The organism is Metallumcola ferriviriculae (genome assembly GCF_035573695.1).
GTDB lineage: Bacteria > Bacillota > JADQBR01 > JADQBR01 > JADQBR01 > Metallumcola > Metallumcola ferriviriculae.
In genome coordinates this window covers 926,182-945,356 of sequence record NZ_CP121694.1, presented here as the reverse complement: position 1 = coordinate 945,356, position 19,175 = coordinate 926,182, and the positions used below count along the sequence as shown (strand labels likewise).

The window sequence follows — 19,175 nt, the reverse complement described above, 5'->3', positions numbered from 1 at the left end:
ACTGGTCAAGGGAAGCCTGGTACAAAAAAAAGAGCCGGCTATTCACTATTCACCGACTCCATTCTTTCTCTCTTTTTTATACCAACCATTCCATACCAATGCCCTGCACGCAAATCCGCTGGAATTGCTGGTATAATTTATGGGAAACCCTCTTACCCCTTCGTACCATAAGCATATTGGCTGCATGACTGCAGATGTCCGGGTCGTCAGTACTGCACCCTTCTAGTCCCACCTTGTTAAATAACTTCCCCATCATATCTCGGTACTGCCAGACACTTAATCCGGTCCCTTTTAAGTCCCAATGCCAGTAATATTCTGTAGCAAAAATTGTATTGTCTTCCACCCAACTGCCGCTAAAAGCAATGTCTAGCAAAGTGCTGCTCAGTCCATACCCGCGCCACTTAGGGGCAACCTCTATCCCGCCTAATTCTATTAGACAGGGCATAAAACCCTTTCCCCACCGTTCAAATTCATCCGGCGGATGAAAGGTAACATAGCCAACTATCATGTCATCAATCCTTGCTAGAAATATTCTTCCTTCTTTTAAGGCAGCAATCCCCACTAATGCTCGGTGCTGTTTGTCAGCTTCGCGGAAGCTTTTTAAACCAGGGTGTAAATGCATTTTTTCGAACGCATCAGGAGCCACCGGCCCTTCCACCAAAATAATACCCGCATCAGTATGCAATATCTTTGACGTGAGACAATGATGGACATTTATTAAGCTGTCAGGGTATTCAAGTTGCCTTGCCAGCATGGCAACCACCACCAAAAAAGTTATTTTTTCCTATCTCTATTATAACTCCGCTCTTTCATTTGTGCAACATTTCACAAATAAGTTCTAATATTAGAAATTGTCTGTCTATTGGTACTTGCCTGCTTTTTACTTAAGGTTACGCTATAATAATAATCAAGACCAACAGGGGGTAATATTGTGTTGTCTAACAAAGAAATTAGGTACATCTATTCACTTACCAACGATACCGCCTTTACCGGTTTTGACTGCGGCACTCTTTGCGATAGGGCTTGCTGTCAGGGTACGGACCAAGAGATGGGCATCTACCTGCTTCCCGGAGAAGAGATAATACTAAACACCCAACCTTGGCTTCAATTTCAATATCAAGAAGCCGAGGATTATGATTTCCCTCCCAGTTGGAATGGTCCGGTAGTGTTTGCCCACTGCCGGGGCAACTGCACTCGGCACCTTCGCCCAATGCAATGCCGCACCTTTCCCGCAGCGCCACACTTAAAGGATGACAAGCTCATATTGGTGAGAGAAACCATAGAACTGCCTTATGTCTGCCCACTCAGTCCCGACGCCCTTAACAGTCAGTACCTAGCAAATCTTTACTTATCCTGGCAGCTGCTGATGAAGGATTATCGTATTAAGGATTTGGTAATCTGGGATTCAAAACTGCGGTTAGAAGACAACCTATCGTTAAAAATACTCTACTCCGCTTCGCTGTTGCAAAACTCTTAGCAACTTTGTTGCTGTAGAGTTTTGGCATGCCCCCTTAACAACCCCCATGTATAGGAAATTATCCACAACCCATAATTTCCTATACATAAAATAAAAACACCCTAAGTTGATAATCGACCCAGGGTGCTAAATCTCTGCTAATCGGTTACATACGCATTTTTACTTTTATAACTGGCGCAATCTGTTTCCAATGGGTTTCCGGTCTCACACTCCACCACGCTTATCTTCTCCAAGCTGCATTGATCCCTTTTCTGGTAAAAGCAGCTGGTTACTGAGCACCTGATCCGGTCCATCAGTGACACCTCCTATTATTCAGGATTAAAGCTGGCACAATCTGTTTCGTTTATCTCCCCGGTCCGGTTATGCGGACAAGGACTAATTTCAATACTGTCGAGGGTACAGACATCATTTCCTTGGTACTTGCAGCGCGTCACAGTGCAGTCAATTTCTTGACGCAAAATCCTTCACCCTTTCCTTAATGAAGTTCTCAATTAGTGTAACCAATTTTAGTAATAATACTCAGTTTGAGGCACCATAATTGAAGCAAAAAACGGCCGCCAATAAAGGCGGCCGTTTGTGGTTTAATGAGATTCTTCCACTGCTACTCCACCGTGCCCCGCTTCCGGTTCACCGTGACTGCTTCCCACATGATAATTATTAATAAATGTGCCAACAAGACCTAATACTATCCAAAGAGCAACTACTACCCATAGTTTCCAACCTTTCACCCAAATCGCCTCCCAGGACTTTTTGCCGTTACTACACTCTTATAATATTCTAACACAAAACTTTTTTTCCTGCTAAAATATATACAAAATTAAGCTGGTTTAGCTTTTTTCCCCATCAAGCTGATAACGAACAAAAGCCCCGGAATCAGTATTTCAAATGGCAGTGCATAATATGGATAAATATCTATCGACCAAGTTATCAGCTGATAAAGATTTTCATACATTAAAATAGACATGTTACCTATCAAAACAGCCGCAGGAATTACCATACTCTGATAGCTTGACAATTTGAATATCTGGGCCAACCCCACACTGGCACCAAATAGGCATACAGATAGTTTAATCATGGCACCAATCAAAAAAGTAATACTGGACATAACCTCTACCCGTTCAACGAAGTTAAGGGCTTCAATATTTCTTGCTGCCTCAAAAGCAGGGAAAGTAGCATTGAAAGCAAATGCTCCCAAGGTCGAGATGGTAATAGTGTTTGCCAGCACCAGTATTAGTCCGCTAAAAGCTACAGTTCCTACCGCAAGGACCATTGATTTTTTATTAATCTGAGTAAAAGGAAAAAGAACCGTTAAAACCACAGCTTCCGCAAAAGGAAAGCTGACGGTGGAAAATACTGCTTTAGCAAACATCTTCAAATCTACGGGGAACCAGGGCTTTAGATTACTAAGATTAACTTTGTTCAATAAGAGCGTCACCAGTAGGAATACGAAAATCAACAGGACAGGGACAACCACTTGGGTAAACTTGGCCATCGCTTCCACCCCATTTCTCACCAGGGAGACCATTAGTAATAAGAGTATAATTGCAATAGCCACCTGTGGCGTTTGGGGAAAAGAAACGGTTGTAGAAAATTCGGTTACATCGCGGACAATTAAAGAACCTAAATGGAGAAAATACCATACATACCCTAAGGCAACCGCCCTGCCCAACACCGGCCCTAACCGCATGATGGAAACACCGATTATATCCGCTCCTTCATTGATACTGGAAAGCTTAAGGTAAAATGCAATCAACAGCATCCCGATTAAAGTACCCAGAGCTACAGCTATCCAAGCCGCGTTTTCTGCTTCCAAGCCCGGTAGAAGCAGCACCGAGCTGCCGGTAATGAAGCCAAATATTAGATAGATAACCTGATTAAAATTAACTTCCTGCCCCATTAAACCACCCCAATAAGAATTTAATAAACGCCTCAATGTAGTCAGCGGGACTGGGAATTTTCACCCCCAATATCTGTAATACAGTTAAGGCAAAGCCCATAGACAACAAACCTGAAAACACCAGTCCATCTTTAATTTGTTTATTCCTCAATAACGGCAGTCCCTGATAGACAAATATACCGGTATACATCCCCCCAACCAGCATAACCCAAAGTAACTTCATTACATCACCTGACCTGTACCCGTTTTAGAATCAAATTACTGCGTTTCACGGTTACTTCTATCTTCGGCTGCAGTTTAATCCGGGGAAACACCTCATCATCCCAGGTTCCTTTAACTTCCTGCCAATGCTGGGTATTATTCTGATAAAAGAAATGCCCTACACCAATGGCATCGGATTTTAATTGCTGCAGCATTTTAAAGGCCAGCTGCGCTTCCTTTTCGATTTCCACCGCTGCTGCTTTTTTAACCTTATCCAAGTAGCCGGGAGCACTGATATCTACTGGTTGGTTTAATTCAGCGATATTTACCACAACGGAAATCTCCGGCTGATAAATTATTTCCTCATCCATACTTAACTCTGCCTTCTTTGTTACAGACGCCCTGAATATTTCCAGGGTTAGAGCCTCCTTTTTCCCTTCATAATCTACATTAAGCAGGCCCCCTTTGATGTCACCGCTTAGCCAATTTAAGCCCCTGGTTTCCTTAGTGTTAAGCCAGCCCACTAGTTGGTCCTGCTTAAAAACCGCAGTCCCCTTGACGGTATAACTTTTACTGCCGCCCTCCCGTTCAATAACCGCCAAACTTGGTTGAATCCCTTCAGTATTTAACTGCTGCAAAAAGTCTTTGACTTTTCTAGCTCTAATTTCGCCGGTAGCTGCCTGCCCCTCCATGGTGGCAAGAATTTGTTGACTGCCCAGTGTAGAAGTTTCACCTTTTAGACCATTAATTACTTCCGTAGCTCTGCTGCCTTTGGCCACTAATAAATATGGCGAAAGGCGTAGTTCCTGGTCTCTGACATAAAAGTCTACCAGCGCAAAAAGACCCTCACGGGCAAAATCCTCACCGACAATAAGTACCGCTACGTTACCCCAAAAAAGTTTTTTTCCCAGATGCAGGGTAAAGTGCCTGATCGCCTGAAATAGGCTGGGACCGCTTTCAGAAGATACCTTTGGTTCAATCTTACCCGCTTCAGAACCACCAGTTACGAATTTTGGAAACTCAACGGTAACCAGCGCGCCCCTTTCCCCGCCTAATAGAACATCAAAGCCGGCTCCCAGTACGATTGTTCTTTCGGATAGCTCTTTATTGTCCCAGCAGCCGGCGTTTACGAAGGATAGCATCATTACTAAAATAACAACTAACATTAATTTTCCATGTTTAATCATCCATGCTCACCTGACGGGGCCGTTTGCCCTTATCCCGCCTTTTTTCTTTTCTGCTGATCTGTCTTGGCCTGGTAAGCATCATCCACCAGGGGATGCGCACTATTGTATCTTTGAGTGCCGTGGTTTCCAAAGGTGCAATGGGCGATAAATAGTTAACACCAAATGAGCGCAGCGAACATAAGTGAATGACTACTCCTAAAAAGGCAAAACTTACCCCCAAAAGGCCCATAAATGCAGCGCTAAAGATAAAAACCAAACGAAATAGCACCATTGGCCCGCTCATCGATATATGTATCACAAAACTTGATATGGCTGTCAGCGCCGTGACGATAATTACCGGTGGCCCCACTAGGCCCGCGCGAACCGCCGCATCGCCGAGCACCAATGCCCCTACGATACTGATGGTCTGACCCATAGGAGTGGGGATTCTCAATCCTGATTCCCTCAGAATTTCAAATATTAGCCCCATCAAAAGGACTTCCACCACTTTTGGAAAGGGTACACCCTCTGAAGATGCAGCAATTGTTAATAACAATTTTGTTGGTAAAAAATCGGGATGAAAATTAACGATTGCTACATAAGTGGCAGGAAGCAGCACCGCAATAAATGCTGCCAATAACCTTACCACACGAATTATACTCGGGAAAATAGGCCGCTGGTAGTAATCATCAGCCGTTTGAAATACTTCCAAAAATATAAAGGGTACTGTTAATACCACCGGTGTCCCGTCGCAAAAAACGGCCACTCTGCCTTCCAGCATTTTTCCCGCCACAACGTCTGGTTTTTGGGTAAATCCCACCGTGGGAAAGGGAGAAAAGGGGGCATCCTCGATAAACTCCTCCAAATAGCCGCTTTCCAATATCCCGTCCAGGTCCACCTGGTCCAATCTTTTCAGCACTTCATCAACAACATCGTCCTTCGCCACTCCTTTAATATAGCAGACACCGACCCGGGTACCAGTATAATCCCCCAATGTCAAGTCAACCATGCGAAAGCTGTCGGTCCGAACTTTCCGCCGCACCATGGCGATATTTTTGTCCAAAGACTCTATAAGACCCTCATGAGGCCCCCTAACCACCAGCTCGTCAGTGGGCTCTGCAATTGCCCGATAGTCCTCGGCCGCGGTGCCGACTACCAGCATCTCCGGTGCACCGTCAAGAAGAAGCAGAGAGCTGCCGCCGTTAATACCTCCTACTGTCACATTTATATTCGTCTCAATTTCTAGCATGGGTGCGGGGATTGTGCTGGCTAATGAATCGATGGTAACCGAGCTTAGCGCTGTGATTGGCGATAAAAGAAATTTATTTAACTTTTGTTGATCTACCAAATTAGCTATGTACACAATACATATCTTTGCTTCAGCAACCTTTATATTACGGAAAACCAAATCATCGCTGTTACCGAGTTTTTCTTCCAGAAATTTTCGCCGATAATCCAGCGACATATCATCCGGGCTGTTGACGGTTGATGGCTTTGCAATTTTGCCGGGTTTATTACCTTTTAACTTCTTCAAAGTACGTTTCATCGTCAGGCCATCCTTTAAGTCTTTTTTGATATAGTTCCTCAGATGGCGGCTATTATTACAATGTTCTTATTTTCTCTTGCTGTATTAAAGAAAAGATAGTGGATATAATAACGTAATCTTACTTTTTGGAGGAGACTAAATATGGTTCAACTGGGTAATATACACATTGGCAATGCCGGGGAAGCCCAACCACCCTCTTTAAGTATTCAAGAGGCGGGCTACTTGTGGGACTTTCTGGTGGGAAGATATAAATGCCTTGAAGAAACCAACATCTACTTAAATATTGCCAAAGATCCGGAATTTATCGTCATGCTAAGGACCGGTATCTCTGAAATATTGACGGAACAAGCTGCCAAAGTGGAAAAGGAAATGGAAAAGTATAAATTACCACTACCCAAGAGAAACCCAAAAGCTTTCAAGAATCTTAATAAAAAAGAGGTCGAAGTTGATGATGAATTCATCTTTCGTCAGATTTTTAGCGGCTGCCAAGAATACATTGATTATTTAGCTAGAACTACCCGTTCCATGATCATCAACGATAATCTAAGATCCCTTTTTGCCGGGTTTTTGAAAAAGGAGTTATTCTTTTTTGATAAATTATGTAAATATGGAAAAACAAAAGGGTGGTTAGAGGTGCCGCCAATGTACAAAAACTAAGACAGGGCCAAGGCCTGTCTTATTGCTGTTTATCTAATTTTTCTCCAACCCGGCTAAGCATTTCCCGGATGGGCAAATCATATGGACAGCGTTCTTCGCATTCGCCGCAGTCTTGGCATGCCTCTGCCTTTACATCCATGGCCCAGTAGCGTTCTCTGGCCCACTGCTGCAGGTTATATCTATCATAATATCCTTCCAGTAAGAACATAGCCGGTATATTGACACCTTCGGGGCAAGGCTGGCAATATTCGCAGCGTCGGCAAAAAGTATTCCCCAACCGGCCCACTTCTTCATCCAGCAGCGTCTTCTCCCGGGCCGCCAAAGTGATATCTCCACTTGCCACTGCGGCATTAATATTGACCTGCTCAACGGAATCCATCCCCGGTATCACTGTACTTACCTGGTGAGACAGGATAAACTTCAGGGATGATTCAGCCTGTGAGAATGCGCCCCCAGCCAGCGGTTTCATTATAATTACACCCATCCTGGCTTTTTCAGCTAATTCCAGCAGTTCCTTAGCCCCTTCAGTTTCCACCGGGTTAAAGGGAAACTGCACTGTCTCCAACTGTTTATTGGCCAAAGCTTCCTTAAGCACATCCTTGATATGGCCGGTAATGCCAATGTGCCTTACCAAGCCCGCTTCCTTGGCTTCTATTAAAGCCTCCAGCGCTCCATCCGGTGCCAGGACCTGCTTCAGTGTTTGATAGTCCTTTACATTGTGCAGTTGATACAAATCTATGTAATCGGTACCCATATTATCAAGACTGATCCTGATATCCTTAGCCATTCCTGCTTTGGTACGATTCATGGACTTAGTAGCAATTATTGCTTCGCTTCGCCTTGTTTTCAGCGCTTTACCCAATTTTACCTCGCTGTCTGTATACCCGCGGGCCGTATCGAAAAAGTTAATACCCTTATCCAGCGCGGCATTTACTATTTCAGCTGCTTGATTGCTGTCTACCCGCTGAATGGCAATACCGCCAAAACCTATCGCTGAAACTTTAAGCTCTGTTTTTCCCAACACCCTATATTTCATAAATTGAACCTCCCTTTAACGTAATTAATTCAGCAGATTAATTTTATTATACCACGCCAGGTTTTCGAGCGGTGGGGGCTTTCACCTGCATCAGTGCTTTTGACGCCTGGCTCAAACCCTGAACAGTCAATTCAAACATCGGAAAGATGCTCCTGACCATATTCAAAGTATAACTGCCGTGAACCGTATCCCAAGCCTTAGAAGCCACGGGATTAAGCCAGACACTGTAGGTAAAGTGCTTCTTCAATCTTTGAAGCCAGATGATACTGGCCTCTTTGTTATATTCACCCCACCAAATCACACCGCCGGGCATGCTCAATTCACTGGGCGCCATACAAGCATCACCGACAATAAACAGCCGGTATTCTGACAAAAAAGTCTTAAGAAGATACGCCGTGCTTACGCTTTCCTCGTCACTGCAGGCAGGAGTGCGATAAACATTTTGATAAATGGTATTGTGGAAGTAATATACTTGTAAATCACTAAAATGAGTCATCCGGTTAACCGCGGTAAACAGTTGATTGCAGACCTGAGCATGATAGTACATGGAACCGCCTACATCCATCAACAGCAGCACCTTTATCTTATTCTTACGCTCTCTTTCGAAAATTAATCTGAGATACCCGGCATTATCGGCGGTAGCTTCAATGGTTTCCTCCAAGTTAAGCTGGTCTTTAGGTCCCTGGTTTCTACTACTTAGCAGCCTTAATTCCTTAAGGGCTGCCTGAAATTGTCTTACCCCCAAAGCAACATCGGTTCTATATTCCCGGAAGCGTCTTTCTGCTGCTATCTTAACTGCCGAGCGATTTCGTGCCTGACCGCCCACTCTAACACCTGCAGGGTGATAGCCGGAATGACCGAAGGGCGATGTCCCGCCGGTTCCCACCCAATGATTGCCGCCGTGATGCTCCTCCTCTTGTTCTTTCATACGTTCCTGGAACTGTCTTTTTAATTCTTCCAAATCATAAGATTTAAGCTGTCGAGCCAATGTGTCCTTTTCCTCTTCGGTTAATTCCAGAGGGGGAAACGGATTATCCAGCCATTTAAGTACTTCTTCAGCTATTTCCTCCATACTTTCTATTCCTTCAAAATAGCTGATAAAGACTTGGTCATATTTATCAAAATATGCTTCATTTTTGACCAGAATAGACCTTGCCAAGCTATAAAAATTCGTTAAACTGCTGCCGGCCAAACCCAGGGCCAGGGCTTCCATTAATGTGTACCACTCGGTAAGAGTGACAGGAATACCTTCGCGCCGTAAATCAAAAAAGAAACGAGTAAACATCAAACGGGGCTACCAGCCCCTCACCCCCTGCCTAGAACCTCGGCTATGCAGCTTATCCAAAACCATTTTGTAGTCATCGTTTTTCTTGACCAGTATCCCTAAAAAAGGCAGTTGGTCGGCAATTACATCCGGTGCAATCCCACCCAGACTCAATGCCTGCACCCAGTCCAAAAATTCACTGGTACTGGCTTTCTTTTGCAGCCGGGACATATCCCGCAGCCAGTAAAATGCTTTTAATGCCTGGTCCAGCAGCCTTTTTTCAATATCCGGATAATGCACCCTTACTATCTCTTCCATCATTTCCGGTGAAGGAAATTCAATGTAATGAAAGACACAGCGACGCAAGAATGCGTCAGGCAGCTCCTTTTCCGCGTTGCTGGTGATGATAACAATAGGTCTCTGCCGGGCCTTAACTGTTTCCCTGGTTTCCGGGATATAAAAACTCATCTGGTCAAGTTCCCATAAGAGGTCATTAGGAAATTCCAAATCCGCCTTATCAATTTCATCAATTAAGAGCACCACTTGTTCATCAGCGTTAAATGCCTCTCCCAATTTTCCCAGTTTGACGTACTGTTTAATGTCCCCTACGTCTTTCTCACCAAACTGGCTGTCATAAAGCCGCTGCACCGTATCGTAAACATAAAGTCCTTCCTGGGCCTTAGTGGTGGATTTTATGTTCCAGACAATCAATTCTTTACCTAACCCTTCAGCGACACTTTGGGCCAGCATAGTCTTGCCGGTACCCGGTTCCCCTTTAATCAAAAGTGGTCTGCCCAGCTTATGGGCAACACCGACCGTATCAAGCAGCTCCGGCGACGCAATATAATCGCCGGTTCCCTGATAACTATGTACTTGTTTCATAATTTAATTCCCCTCCTTAAGCCTTACATAACGATTGTTTTTATGTATTCTATTGCATAATTCTATAGTCTAGCTATCTTTTCCTGTTTAAATCGGCATACTAAAGGGGCTATCCTTTAGCAAAGGATAACCCCTTATACATTATTTCCAGAGCCAAGAGTTTACCTGCCCCTTGGTTTTCCGACATCTCTCCCAACAGCTTTTCAATCCCCTCAGCGTCAGACACCTAAAGTTTCCGCGGACGGAACCAGCTCAGGATGAACTACTGACATTTTTTGTCCATCGGTGATAACCGCCGCCCCCGTGGCTTCAGAACCCGTGCCCGAAGTGGTGAGTACCGCCGCAAAAAACGCCTTCTTTCTTAGACCCAAAGGTTCGAGAGGATTGACCATACGAATATCGAGGTCGGGCCGTTCATAGCCTATCCAGATACACTTAGCTGCAGCAATCACTGAACCGCCGCCCACAGCAATCAAAATACCGGGTTCAAACTCCCGGGCCACTCCGCTCCGACTAAGACACTTTCCACCGGTGGCTTTGGAATAACCTCATCCCAGATTTTCACTTCCATTTCCGCTGCACTTAAGACGGCTGCCACCTTTTCAGCCAGATTTCTTATCACCTTATCAGTAATAATAAGTGCCTTCTTTCTTGGAACTATCGCCGGCACTAGTCCACGAAATACAATGAGTGCATCCGTTTCCATAAGTATCCTAGGGGCTATATATGTGGTCTGTGTTCCGCGATAACTGGTAGCCCCGGCTGCTCGAAATAAGTTCTGCATCATCCCATCGTCAATTAGCCAAGCCGGTCTTTCATTAGACATAAATTCCACCTCACTTTTATTATTTTAAATTTTAGGCGTTTGCAAAACGCCGCAACCCTTGCAAATTCTATCTTTTTTCTTGCTTAGTTATATAGAACTCCTCACTTGTCTTGTGTAAAATATAGTTAACAGGCAATATCTACATTCAACAAGAAAGGAGATCTATTCTGTGAAATTTAAACAATTATCCCTATCTGATATTTATGACGGTTGTCTTGATTTCGTTGATAAGGATAAACCTCGGTTTCTAGCGCTTCTTGAAGAGCATATTCAACTTTCAGAGTATATTTCGCTGAGTTTCTATCAGGCTTTTTACAAGCACTTTGGTCGCAAACGAAAATTTAAGCTTGAGTCTTTTCTTTATGCACTCATCATTCAGAGAATCTTTTCTATTCCTACAGATGCGCTTCTGATTATTTTTTTGAATTTTTCCAAGGAAATCCGTGAATTCTGTGGTTTTTCTAAAGTACCTGATGCATCAAAATTTACACGATTTAAGCAAGATTTTTCTAAACATCTTCAAACACTTTTTGATAACCTTGTTGATCAAACTGAACCTATTTGTGAGCAAATTAACTCAGAACTTGCTTCATATCTCGTCTTTGATACCTCTGGCGTTGAAGCTTACGTTACTGAGAATAATCCTAAGTTTATCAATCGCTTAATCAAGCAGCTTAAGTCTCAATACAAAGGCAACTCTTCTGTTGACCCATACAAAATGGCATACGGCATTATGCCTTCCTGCGCATCATCAAATCCAAATGTCAAACAGCTTTACATCAATGGCCATTTTTGCTATGTCTATAAATTTGGTATGCTCACAAATGGCCTTGGTATAGTCAGAAATATTTCCTTTTTTGATGAAGACTTTATAAATGCACACCCTGAAATCCCAATAGAGAAAAAGTCTGATTCCCCTGATGAAGATAAATCCTTATCCGATTCTAAAGCACTTAAACCTGTTCTGCGCGACTTTTTTAAAACACATACTCATTTTAAACCCAGCACGTTTATTGGCGATGCTGCTTTTGATACAAACGATTCCTATAACTTTTTATTGAAGGATTGTCACTTTTTAAAAACAGTCATTCCTCTGAACGAACGAGGTTCTAAGAACCTCCCTGAACCCGGGTTCAACGAATCTGGACAACCTCTGTGTCCGTTAGATTCTTCTTTACCCATGAAATATGAAGGTAAAGCGCCCTTAAGGAGTGGCGTTGTTAGAGATAAATGGGTTTGCCCAAAAATGAAGTGGAAAGGTTCTAAACGCATTACTTTATGTGAACATCCTTGCTCCGACTCTCCTTCTGGTAGAATGTTTTATACCTATCCTGAAAAAGACTTAAGACTTTATCCTGGCATTATTAGAGACACCCCTGAATGGATTGATATCTACAAAAATCGTTGCGTTATTGAGCAAACCATTCAACACTTTAAATCCAATTTTGGCGTCGCCAACAGAAAAACTACAAATGCTTTAACCATTAAGGCTGACTTACTCCTTGCAGGAATTACTCAACTGCTTACCGTTATTCTTGCAGACAAACTCCATAAACACGAACTCATCAGAAGCCTTAAACCTCTTTTGGCTTAGCAAATCCTTTATACTTGCTCTTTCAACCCGCAAAATACTTGCGGTTATTTGTGCCGAATTTTTTCTGTCCAACCTCTGCTTAAAATTTTCTGTCCTCTTTATTAAACTTTCTGATTAGCTGCCTACGTTAAATTTTGAATTTCGCAATTACCTAATTATTTTAAATTTATTTAGGTCCGCACTTTAAAATTATATTTGGGATAGGCCTTAAGTATGTCAAAAACAACATTCCTTCATTAACTACCACCAGAAACCTGTTAAAGCCAGTTTCAGCGCAATAAACTTTTTGACTTTCTGAAGTCCCTCCAAACACCATCGTCCTTCTGAAAAGCTTTACCCAGAATATTACAATATTTTTAGGCTGAACTGACATAAATTAACTGTGAGTGTAGAAATTTGCGCGTGTAAGTATATCATCCCACCCTCTAACTAATCCCTCTACCAAACAAAAAAAATAAGGCAATACCATGCCGGCCGCCTTAAAGTTTGTATAAAATTCTTATAGACCTACATTTCCGAGACTTGCAGCATGACAATCGCCTCAACCTTTGCTTTTCCTAACAAACTAAGCGACAACCGCCCACTTACCTTTAATTGCGCCCCATAGCTTGATTATTTGTTCTCACTTTTAACTTCTCCCATTCCAATTAGGCGTCTCTTCAATTCTGCGCGGGATTAGGTGAATGTGGCAATGAAAAACAGCCTGCGCGGCAGCTTTTCCTATATTCACACCAACGTTAAAACCCTCGATGTAACTATCTCCTTCCAGCAGTTGCTTTTTTCTCTGTATTAATAGGTCCATAATAGCGTCCCGCTCTTCTTTCCTTATTTCAAAGAAATCAACAAAGTGTCTTTTGGGTATGACTAAAGTATGTCCCCGGGTAATGGGATATTTATCCGCAATGGCAAAAGCATAATCATTTTCAAATAATTTTTGATCACTTCGTATTTCACAAAAAATACAGTTTCCAACAACCATTCGATATCGCTCCCGTCCTAATTTTCATCTATAGTCTTCCAGTAATTGAGTTTTTTTTATTACTCTGGAACCAAATGGGAAAATAAACATACTGCCGAAGTCTCAAAACCGCATGTTGACCCCCAAGGACATAAAAGTAAATACTGATTATGAGGTTTACCCTGTAATCGTAATTGAGGATGGCAATCTAATCGGTGAAAATTTGAAGAGTAAGCATACTCATATTTAATCAGTGTTTATCATTCACATCAATTATTTTCCCTTTTTCCATATCCTTGGCTTCTATTTTTATTTTTAATTTCTTCTGATAGTTTTCCATCAGTGGTTTTTCGCGATCAGTAATGATTGAGATTGATACCCCTTCTTTTCCTGCTCTTGCCGTTCTACCTGCTCTGTGTAGATAATTTTCTGCATCGTCTGGAATATCAATGCTAAATATATAATCTACATCTTTTATATCAAGTCCCCTTGCTGCTAAGTCAGATGCTATCAAAAGATTGACTTTTCCTGTTTGGAAATTTTGCAGGGCTTTTTTGCGCTCTTCTTTACCGATTTTGCCATAAATTGCTTCTACTCTTAATCCATGATACTTAAGACTTTCTAGCGCATTTTCTATCTCATATGCGATGTTAATGAAAGCAATAGCTTTTTGGGGTTTTAATATGTGCATTAGTTTCCTGAGAGTATTAATTTTTTCCCTTCCCGTACAACTGAAAAACATATGCGTAATGTTTTCATTAATAACAGTTTTTTGGTCAACCTTTATTAGTTGATAATCCTCCTTGACCATCTCTTTAGCTATTTCTAAAGTCTTGTTAGTAATAGTTGCAGAGAATAACATCAGTTGTCGTTCTTTTAATGTAGTCTTGATAACAGCTTTGATTTCCGCTAGATTACTTTTATCTAAGAGTCTATCAGCTTCATCAATAATGATGGTTTTAACCGTATGCGCTTTAATCACCTTCATCTGAATAAGCTTCAGTACTCTTCCTGGAGAGCTTACTACAATATGAGGTTTGTCCTTTTTGATAGTTTCTGTTTGCCTTTTTATACTTACATTTCCAACTACCGCCGCAGATCTTATCGGCATCTGAGAATTGCGGGCGAGTTTCTCTATTTCTCTATGTACTTGAATTGCTAGTTCATGGGTAGGCAGTAGGATTATTGCCTGGGTATCTTTTGTTGATCGGTCTAGTTTCTCAAATAACGGAAGCACGTACGCTAAGGTCTTTCCGCTCCCTGTTTCAGATTCAGCTATAATATCACTTTTTAGCAGTGCCTTGGGGATAACCTCTTCTTGGATTTTTGTCGGGTTATTAATATCATCTTTAATTAAACCTTGTATGATAGCTTCATTTAATCCTAATTGTCCAAATAGCTTTTCCATATATTCAATCAGCACCTTTTAACCAGATTTAAAACGTCTAAATTTTAAGTTATCTCCTGTTAAATCGAAGACTTGTGGATATTATTACCCAAAACCCTTCTAATCTTTACCTTTACTTTTGTGTTCTTTGTTCAATCTCTTCAATTAAAAGAGACAGTTCAGTCCATCGTTCCATAAATTGGTCTAATTCTTCATCCACCTGCTGCTGCTCTTTATATAGTTGCTGCACACGTTCATAATCACTTCCTACCATGGTAATGTCCTCTTGCAATTGGTTTTTCCGCTGTTCCAAGGAAGCAATCTTACCCTCAATTTCATCCCATTCCCGCTGTTGCATGTATGATAGTTTTCTAGGTTGTTCTTTATTAATCGAGGTGGGCACACTCTTCTTTTGGTCCTTTTTGCTAGCCGGTTTCTTTTCTTTCTCGTGTTTTTGTAACTCCAAATACTCTGTGTAATTACCTGCAAACTTGCTAATGACACCATCATTCTCAAAAGCGATCAAACGATCTACCACCCGGTCCAGGAAAAAACGATCATGAGATACGGTAATGACACTAGCGGGGAATTGTTCTAGGTAGTCTTCCAAAATTGACAATGTTTCGGTATCCAGGTCGTTAGTAGGCTCATCCAAGAATAAGACATTAGGCTCTTCCATCAATCTCCGCAAAAGATATAAGCGTCGCCGCTCTCCACCGGACAATTTTCCAATATAGGCCCACTGCTGACTACGGGGAAATAAGAATCTCTCCAGCATCTGTTCGGCAGTTATCCACTGACCGTCCGCCGTTTTAACATTGTCTGCCCCTTCTCTAATATACTCGATAACTCTTAAATCAAGGTCCATGTCCACGTAGTTCTGGCTATAAAAGCCAACCTTTACTGTCTGTCCAATTTCGACAACACCGGCATCCGGTTCAATAAAACCAGCCATTATTTTTAGTAGTGTTGTCTTGCCGGCACCATTAGGTCCGATAATGCCTAATTTCTCACCAGGCCCGATCCGGTAACTAAAATCACTAATTAACCTTTCTCCGCCATACTTTTTTGATATCCCCTTTAGTTCCAGCACTTTTTTCCCTAATCGCTGGGAACCGATGGCAAACTCCAAGTCCTTTTTGTGCATGTCCACTTCTTGTTCCTGTATTTGATGCACCTGTTGTACGCGTGCTTTTTGCTTAGTGGACCGGGCCTTAGCTCCCCGCTTAAGCCACGCTAATTCCTTGCGAAGAAGATTCTGCCGCTTTTTTTCCGCAGTAATCGTCTGCTCTTCTCGCTGGGCTTTACCGGCAAGATAAGCTTCATAGTTTCCCTCATAGCCGTAGAGCTTTCCTTGGTCTAACTCAAGTATCCTATTAGTCACCCTATTTAGAAAGTAGCGATCATGAGTTATAACCAATAGAGCTCCTTGATACTGTGTTAAAAACCGCTCCAACCATTCAATAATTTCATTGTCCAGATGGTTGGTCGGTTCATCCAACACCAGCAAATCTGCAGGTTGCACCAATGCCTTAGCAATAGCAACCCTTTTTTTCTGACCCTCTGACAATTCTTTCACAGGCTGACTAAAGTTTTCGATACCCAAACGAGTCAAGATTGTTTTAGCCATACTACTAGCGTCCCAAGCATTCATGCGATCCATTTCTTGCTGCAGAAAAGATAGTTTGTCCTGTTTGCCCGTATTATTAGGATTTTTCTCCAGTTCATTAGCTGCCTGCTCATAATCTCTCAATACTTTCATCAAAGAATTATCGCCAAAGTAGATTTGATCTAAAACCGTCAATTGACCGTCCAAAATGGGATGCTGCGGTAAGTATTCAATCTGAAATTTATTGGCATGTGTGACCTTCCCTTTTTCCGCAGTCTCAATACCGGCAATTATCTTTAATAAAGTTGACTTGCCGGTCCCGTTGACCCCAATCAAACCAATCCGCTGCTTGTCAGCAATTGTAAAAGAGATATCACTAAATAAAACCTTTTCACCATATGATTTTGTTAGATTTTCTACTGTCAAAATACTCATAATATAACCTCTTTAAGTTTTTTAATTAGCTCAAAATTCATTATAGTCCATAATAGGCATAAATAAAACTCCGCCAATTAGGCGCATGTGCGTGGGTCGTTGGACCTAGGGCATGTATGTTTGTGTATTTCCATCTAACAAGCTATAATTACTAAAGTAAATATATTACAAGTAATATTAAAAGTAGGGAAGTGCAATATAGAGGATCCTATAGTAGTCCCCTTAGTCCGGAACTGGTTAATGTAGCTCATGGACCAGCGGACCATTCGCGGATTAGGCTGGAATTGGAGAGAGCATTATGAGTATTGGCGAGAATATTATAACAGCCACTAACCTGGTCAAAAAGTTTGCCGAACTTGAAGCCGTTAAGGGTCTGAATTTGACCGTTTACCGTGGCGAGTGTTTCGGGCTCTTAGGCCCCAACGGCGCGGGCAAGACTTCTTTTGTCAAGATGGTCCACGGCTTTTCACCGGTCACTTCCGGTACCTTGGAAGTATTCGGTCGGGACATCAACAGCTATGGACGGGAAATAAAGGCCAAAATCGGGGTGGTTCCCCAGGAAGACAATCTGGATCCGGAGTTGACAGTGTTTAATAATCTGTTGGTGTATGCCGGTTACTTCCGGATAAACAAGAAGACAGCCCGAGAGAGGGCCGCTGAAATCCTGGAGTTTATGGAGCTTACAGGGAAGTCCGGGTCTTTGGTAGACCAGCTTTCAGGGGGGCTTAAGCGCCGCCTGACCATTGGCAGGGCTCTTATCAACCGGCCCGAACTTCTGATCCTAGACGAACCGACTACGGGGCTAGATCCCTATGCCCGCCATCTTGTTTGGCAGCGCCTGCGCAAACTAAAAAAAATGGGTATCACCATGCTCTTGACTACCCATTACCTGGAGGAAGCCAGCCAGCTCTGCGACAGGCTGATAATCCTGCACAAGGGCGAGATCCTGGAGGAAGGAGCGCCCCTAGAGCTGATTGAACGGCATGTGGGCGGACAAGCCCTGGAGCTGGGTGTAAAGCCGGAGGAGCATAGCCTTCTGCTGGAAAGGGCCGGAGAACTCCTTAAGGCTCATCACGTACTGGGGGACATCTTAATCCTTTTCACCAACAGTGGGAGTGAACTGGAGGAACGGATTGCTTCCGGCGCACAATCCCTGGGCGTTTCATTGTCGTCCCGCCGCCTACGTTCCACCAACCTGGAAGATGTGTATTTAAAACTCACCGGGGAGACCTTTAAAGACAACCCTGGGGAATATGGGGATGGCGAACATGAGTAATACAAGCAAGCTGCTCAAAGAATTCTTCACTTGGCCCGACCTTTCCCTGCCCCTGATTTGGCGGGTATTCTACCGCAACTTGTCGGTCTTCAGAAAGACTTGGAAAGCCCAGCTGATGTTTAACTTTATGGAACCCCTGCTTTACCTATGGGCGATGGGTTTTGGCCTGGGCGTTTACGTTAGTCAGATAAATGGCCTCTCCTATATTAGCTTCCTGGCCCCTGGTCTCATCGCTTCCTCTGCCATGTTTTCAACCACCTATGAAGCTACCTACGGCAGCTATACCAGAATGACCCTTCAGAAGACCTTTCATGCCATGGTCGCCACTCCAGTGAGTATGGACGACGTGGTTATGGGTGAAATATTATATGGTACTTTTAAAGGAGTCCTCTATGGCATAGTTTTCTTCCTGGTAGTTGCCATGTTTGGTCTTGTTCATTCCCCGCTCTTTTTCCTGATAATTATTCCTTTGGCCCTGATGGCGGCGATTTTTTCCACCATGTCCTTAATCTGGACCAGCTTGGCACCTAACTACGATTCTTTTGGCTACTTTTTTACTATCTTTATCTCGCCCATGTTCCTGTTCTCCGGTATCTTTTTTCCCATCGACAACTTGCCTGCAGGGATCAGGTTCCTGCCCGGGCTAACTCCGCTTTACCATGCGGTAGAAGTTATCCGGCCCCTGGTGTTAGGTAACGTCGATTCAACTTTGCTGGGGCATGTAGCCTGGCTTGGGGTCGTAACGCTTGCATCATTGCGTATTCCATTGGTAATGGTGAAGAACAGGCTGGTGCAATAAAACAAGGGCTATCTTAAAATTTTTGCAAAGAGTGCGCTTTAATACCGGGGACTTATTCCCCGGTATTTATTAGTCATTACATATAGCGAGAACTCCATCCGATTTTGCACAAATACTCTCGAACATGCTACAACAAACACTCTGCCTAAAGTACCCGACGGTAAA

Annotated in this window: 22 protein-coding genes; 6 read left to right on the top strand and 16 right to left on the bottom strand. The window is 42.9% G+C overall.

What is annotated here, in order from left to right; genetic code table 11:
• Positions 1-76: 76 nt before the first annotated feature.
• On the bottom strand, positions 77-754 hold the full coding sequence (locus tag MFMK1_RS04750; protein ID WP_366924000.1) for a GNAT family N-acetyltransferase: 678 nt from the start codon (positions 752-754) through the stop codon (positions 77-79).
• Positions 755-931: 177 nt separating this feature from the next.
• Here MFMK1_RS04750 and MFMK1_RS04745 point away from each other — a divergent pair, with 177 nt between their 5' ends.
• Entirely contained in the window at positions 932-1,477 is a 546-nt protein-coding gene (locus tag MFMK1_RS04745) for a hypothetical protein (RefSeq protein WP_366923999.1), read from the top strand.
• Between the two features lie 137 nt (positions 1,478-1,614).
• Here the strand turns inward: MFMK1_RS04745 and MFMK1_RS04740 are convergent, their stop codons facing one another.
• The 7 genes from MFMK1_RS04740 to MFMK1_RS04710 all read right to left on the bottom strand — a co-directional run bounded on the left by MFMK1_RS04740 (position 1,615) and on the right by MFMK1_RS04710 (position 6,287).
• Positions 1,615-1,770 carry a DUF1540 domain-containing protein gene (locus tag MFMK1_RS04740; protein WP_366923998.1) on the bottom strand — a complete coding sequence of 52 codons (156 nt, stop codon included), beginning with the start codon at positions 1,768-1,770 and terminating at the stop codon, positions 1,615-1,617.
• 15 nt (positions 1,771-1,785) lie between these two features.
• A complete protein-coding gene (locus tag MFMK1_RS04735) occupies positions 1,786-1,911 on the bottom strand; it encodes a DUF1540 domain-containing protein (protein WP_366924878.1) in 126 nt (41 codons plus the stop codon).
• Between the two features lie 147 nt (positions 1,912-2,058).
• On the bottom strand, positions 2,059-2,205 hold the full coding sequence (locus MFMK1_RS04730; protein ID WP_366923997.1) for a hypothetical protein: 147 nt from the start codon (positions 2,203-2,205) through the stop codon (positions 2,059-2,061).
• A gap of 89 nt (positions 2,206-2,294) precedes the next feature.
• Complete coding sequence (locus tag MFMK1_RS04725; protein ID WP_366923996.1) at positions 2,295-3,374, bottom strand: GerAB/ArcD/ProY family transporter; 1,080 nt, start codon at positions 3,372-3,374, stop codon at positions 2,295-2,297.
• The gene (locus MFMK1_RS04720; protein WP_366923995.1) at positions 3,358-3,597 is read right to left on the bottom strand and encodes a hypothetical protein; all 240 of its coding nucleotides are present in this window, start codon (positions 3,595-3,597) and stop codon (positions 3,358-3,360) included. Before MFMK1_RS04720 ends, MFMK1_RS04725 begins: the two co-directional genes overlap by 17 nt.
• A 4-nt stretch (positions 3,598-3,601) precedes the next feature.
• The gene (locus tag MFMK1_RS04715; RefSeq protein ID WP_366923994.1) at positions 3,602-4,762 is read right to left on the bottom strand and encodes a Ger(x)C family spore germination protein; all 1,161 of its coding nucleotides are present in this window, start codon (positions 4,760-4,762) and stop codon (positions 3,602-3,604) included.
• Positions 4,755-6,287: a spore germination protein gene (locus tag MFMK1_RS04710; protein WP_366923993.1), complete on the bottom strand. Its 1,533-nt coding sequence runs from the start codon at positions 6,285-6,287 to the stop codon at positions 4,755-4,757. The genes MFMK1_RS04715 and MFMK1_RS04710 overlap by 8 nt, the downstream gene beginning before the upstream one ends.
• Positions 6,288-6,428: 141 nt before the next feature.
• Between MFMK1_RS04710 and MFMK1_RS04705 the strand changes: the two genes are divergently transcribed.
• The gene (locus tag MFMK1_RS04705; RefSeq protein WP_366923992.1) at positions 6,429-6,944 is read left to right on the top strand and encodes a DUF3231 family protein; all 516 of its coding nucleotides are present in this window, start codon (positions 6,429-6,431) and stop codon (positions 6,942-6,944) included.
• 19 nt (positions 6,945-6,963) lie between these two features.
• Here the strand turns inward: MFMK1_RS04705 and MFMK1_RS04700 are convergent, their stop codons facing one another.
• The 5 genes from MFMK1_RS04700 to MFMK1_RS04680 form a co-directional block, all read right to left on the bottom strand.
• On the bottom strand, positions 6,964-7,980 hold the full coding sequence (locus tag MFMK1_RS04700; protein ID WP_366923991.1) for an aldo/keto reductase: 1,017 nt from the start codon (positions 7,978-7,980) through the stop codon (positions 6,964-6,966).
• Positions 7,981-8,026: 46 nt separating this feature from the next.
• Positions 8,027-9,265, bottom strand: a complete 1,239-nt coding sequence (locus MFMK1_RS04695) for a vWA domain-containing protein (protein ID WP_366924877.1) — start codon at positions 9,263-9,265, stop codon at positions 8,027-8,029.
• 9 nt (positions 9,266-9,274) lie between these two features.
• Positions 9,275-10,126: an AAA family ATPase gene (locus MFMK1_RS04690; protein WP_366923990.1), complete on the bottom strand. Its 852-nt coding sequence runs from the start codon at positions 10,124-10,126 to the stop codon at positions 9,275-9,277.
• A gap of 218 nt (positions 10,127-10,344) precedes the next feature.
• Positions 10,345-10,629 carry an iron-containing alcohol dehydrogenase gene (locus MFMK1_RS04685; protein ID WP_366923989.1) on the bottom strand — a complete coding sequence of 95 codons (285 nt, stop codon included), beginning with the start codon at positions 10,627-10,629 and terminating at the stop codon, positions 10,345-10,347.
• Positions 10,599-10,952 carry a hypothetical protein gene (locus tag MFMK1_RS04680; protein WP_366923988.1) on the bottom strand — a complete coding sequence of 118 codons (354 nt, stop codon included), beginning with the start codon at positions 10,950-10,952 and terminating at the stop codon, positions 10,599-10,601. The genes MFMK1_RS04685 and MFMK1_RS04680 overlap by 31 nt, the downstream gene beginning before the upstream one ends.
• Positions 10,953-11,112: 160 nt before the next feature.
• Between MFMK1_RS04680 and MFMK1_RS04675 the strand changes: the two genes are divergently transcribed.
• Positions 11,113-12,546, top strand: a complete 1,434-nt coding sequence (locus tag MFMK1_RS04675; RefSeq protein WP_428846297.1) for a transposase — start codon at positions 11,113-11,115, stop codon at positions 12,544-12,546.
• A 628-nt stretch (positions 12,547-13,174) separates the two neighbouring features.
• Here the strand turns inward: MFMK1_RS04675 and MFMK1_RS04670 are convergent.
• Positions 13,175-13,525 carry an HIT family protein gene (locus MFMK1_RS04670; protein WP_366923987.1) on the bottom strand — a complete coding sequence of 117 codons (351 nt, stop codon included), beginning with the start codon at positions 13,523-13,525 and terminating at the stop codon, positions 13,175-13,177.
• Positions 13,526-13,637: 112 nt separating this feature from the next.
• On the opposite strand from MFMK1_RS04670, the gene MFMK1_RS04665 reads away from it, so the two are divergent.
• Complete coding sequence (locus MFMK1_RS04665) at positions 13,638-13,754, top strand: DUF421 domain-containing protein (RefSeq protein ID WP_366923986.1); 117 nt, start codon at positions 13,638-13,640, stop codon at positions 13,752-13,754.
• Here MFMK1_RS04665 and MFMK1_RS04660 read toward each other — a convergent pair whose 3' ends face one another.
• Together MFMK1_RS04660 and MFMK1_RS04655 are read right to left on the bottom strand one after the other, a co-directional pair.
• Entirely contained in the window at positions 13,755-14,912 is a 1,158-nt protein-coding gene (locus MFMK1_RS04660; protein WP_366923985.1) for a DEAD/DEAH box helicase, read from the bottom strand.
• A 112-nt stretch (positions 14,913-15,024) separates the two neighbouring features.
• Positions 15,025-16,935 (bottom strand): ABC-F family ATP-binding cassette domain-containing protein, encoded by a 1,911-nt coding sequence (locus tag MFMK1_RS04655; RefSeq protein WP_366923984.1) that lies wholly within the window; start codon positions 16,933-16,935, stop codon positions 15,025-15,027.
• 298 nt (positions 16,936-17,233) lie between these two features.
• Between MFMK1_RS04655 and MFMK1_RS04650 the strand changes: the two genes are divergently transcribed.
• Positions 17,234-18,211, top strand: coding sequence for an ABC transporter ATP-binding protein (locus MFMK1_RS04650; protein ID WP_366923983.1), 978 nt, complete (start codon positions 17,234-17,236; stop codon positions 18,209-18,211).
• Entirely contained in the window at positions 18,204-19,010 is an 807-nt protein-coding gene (locus tag MFMK1_RS04645; protein WP_366923982.1) for an ABC transporter permease, read from the top strand. Before MFMK1_RS04650 ends, MFMK1_RS04645 begins: the two co-directional genes overlap by 8 nt.
• Positions 19,011-19,175 lie beyond the last annotated feature (165 nt).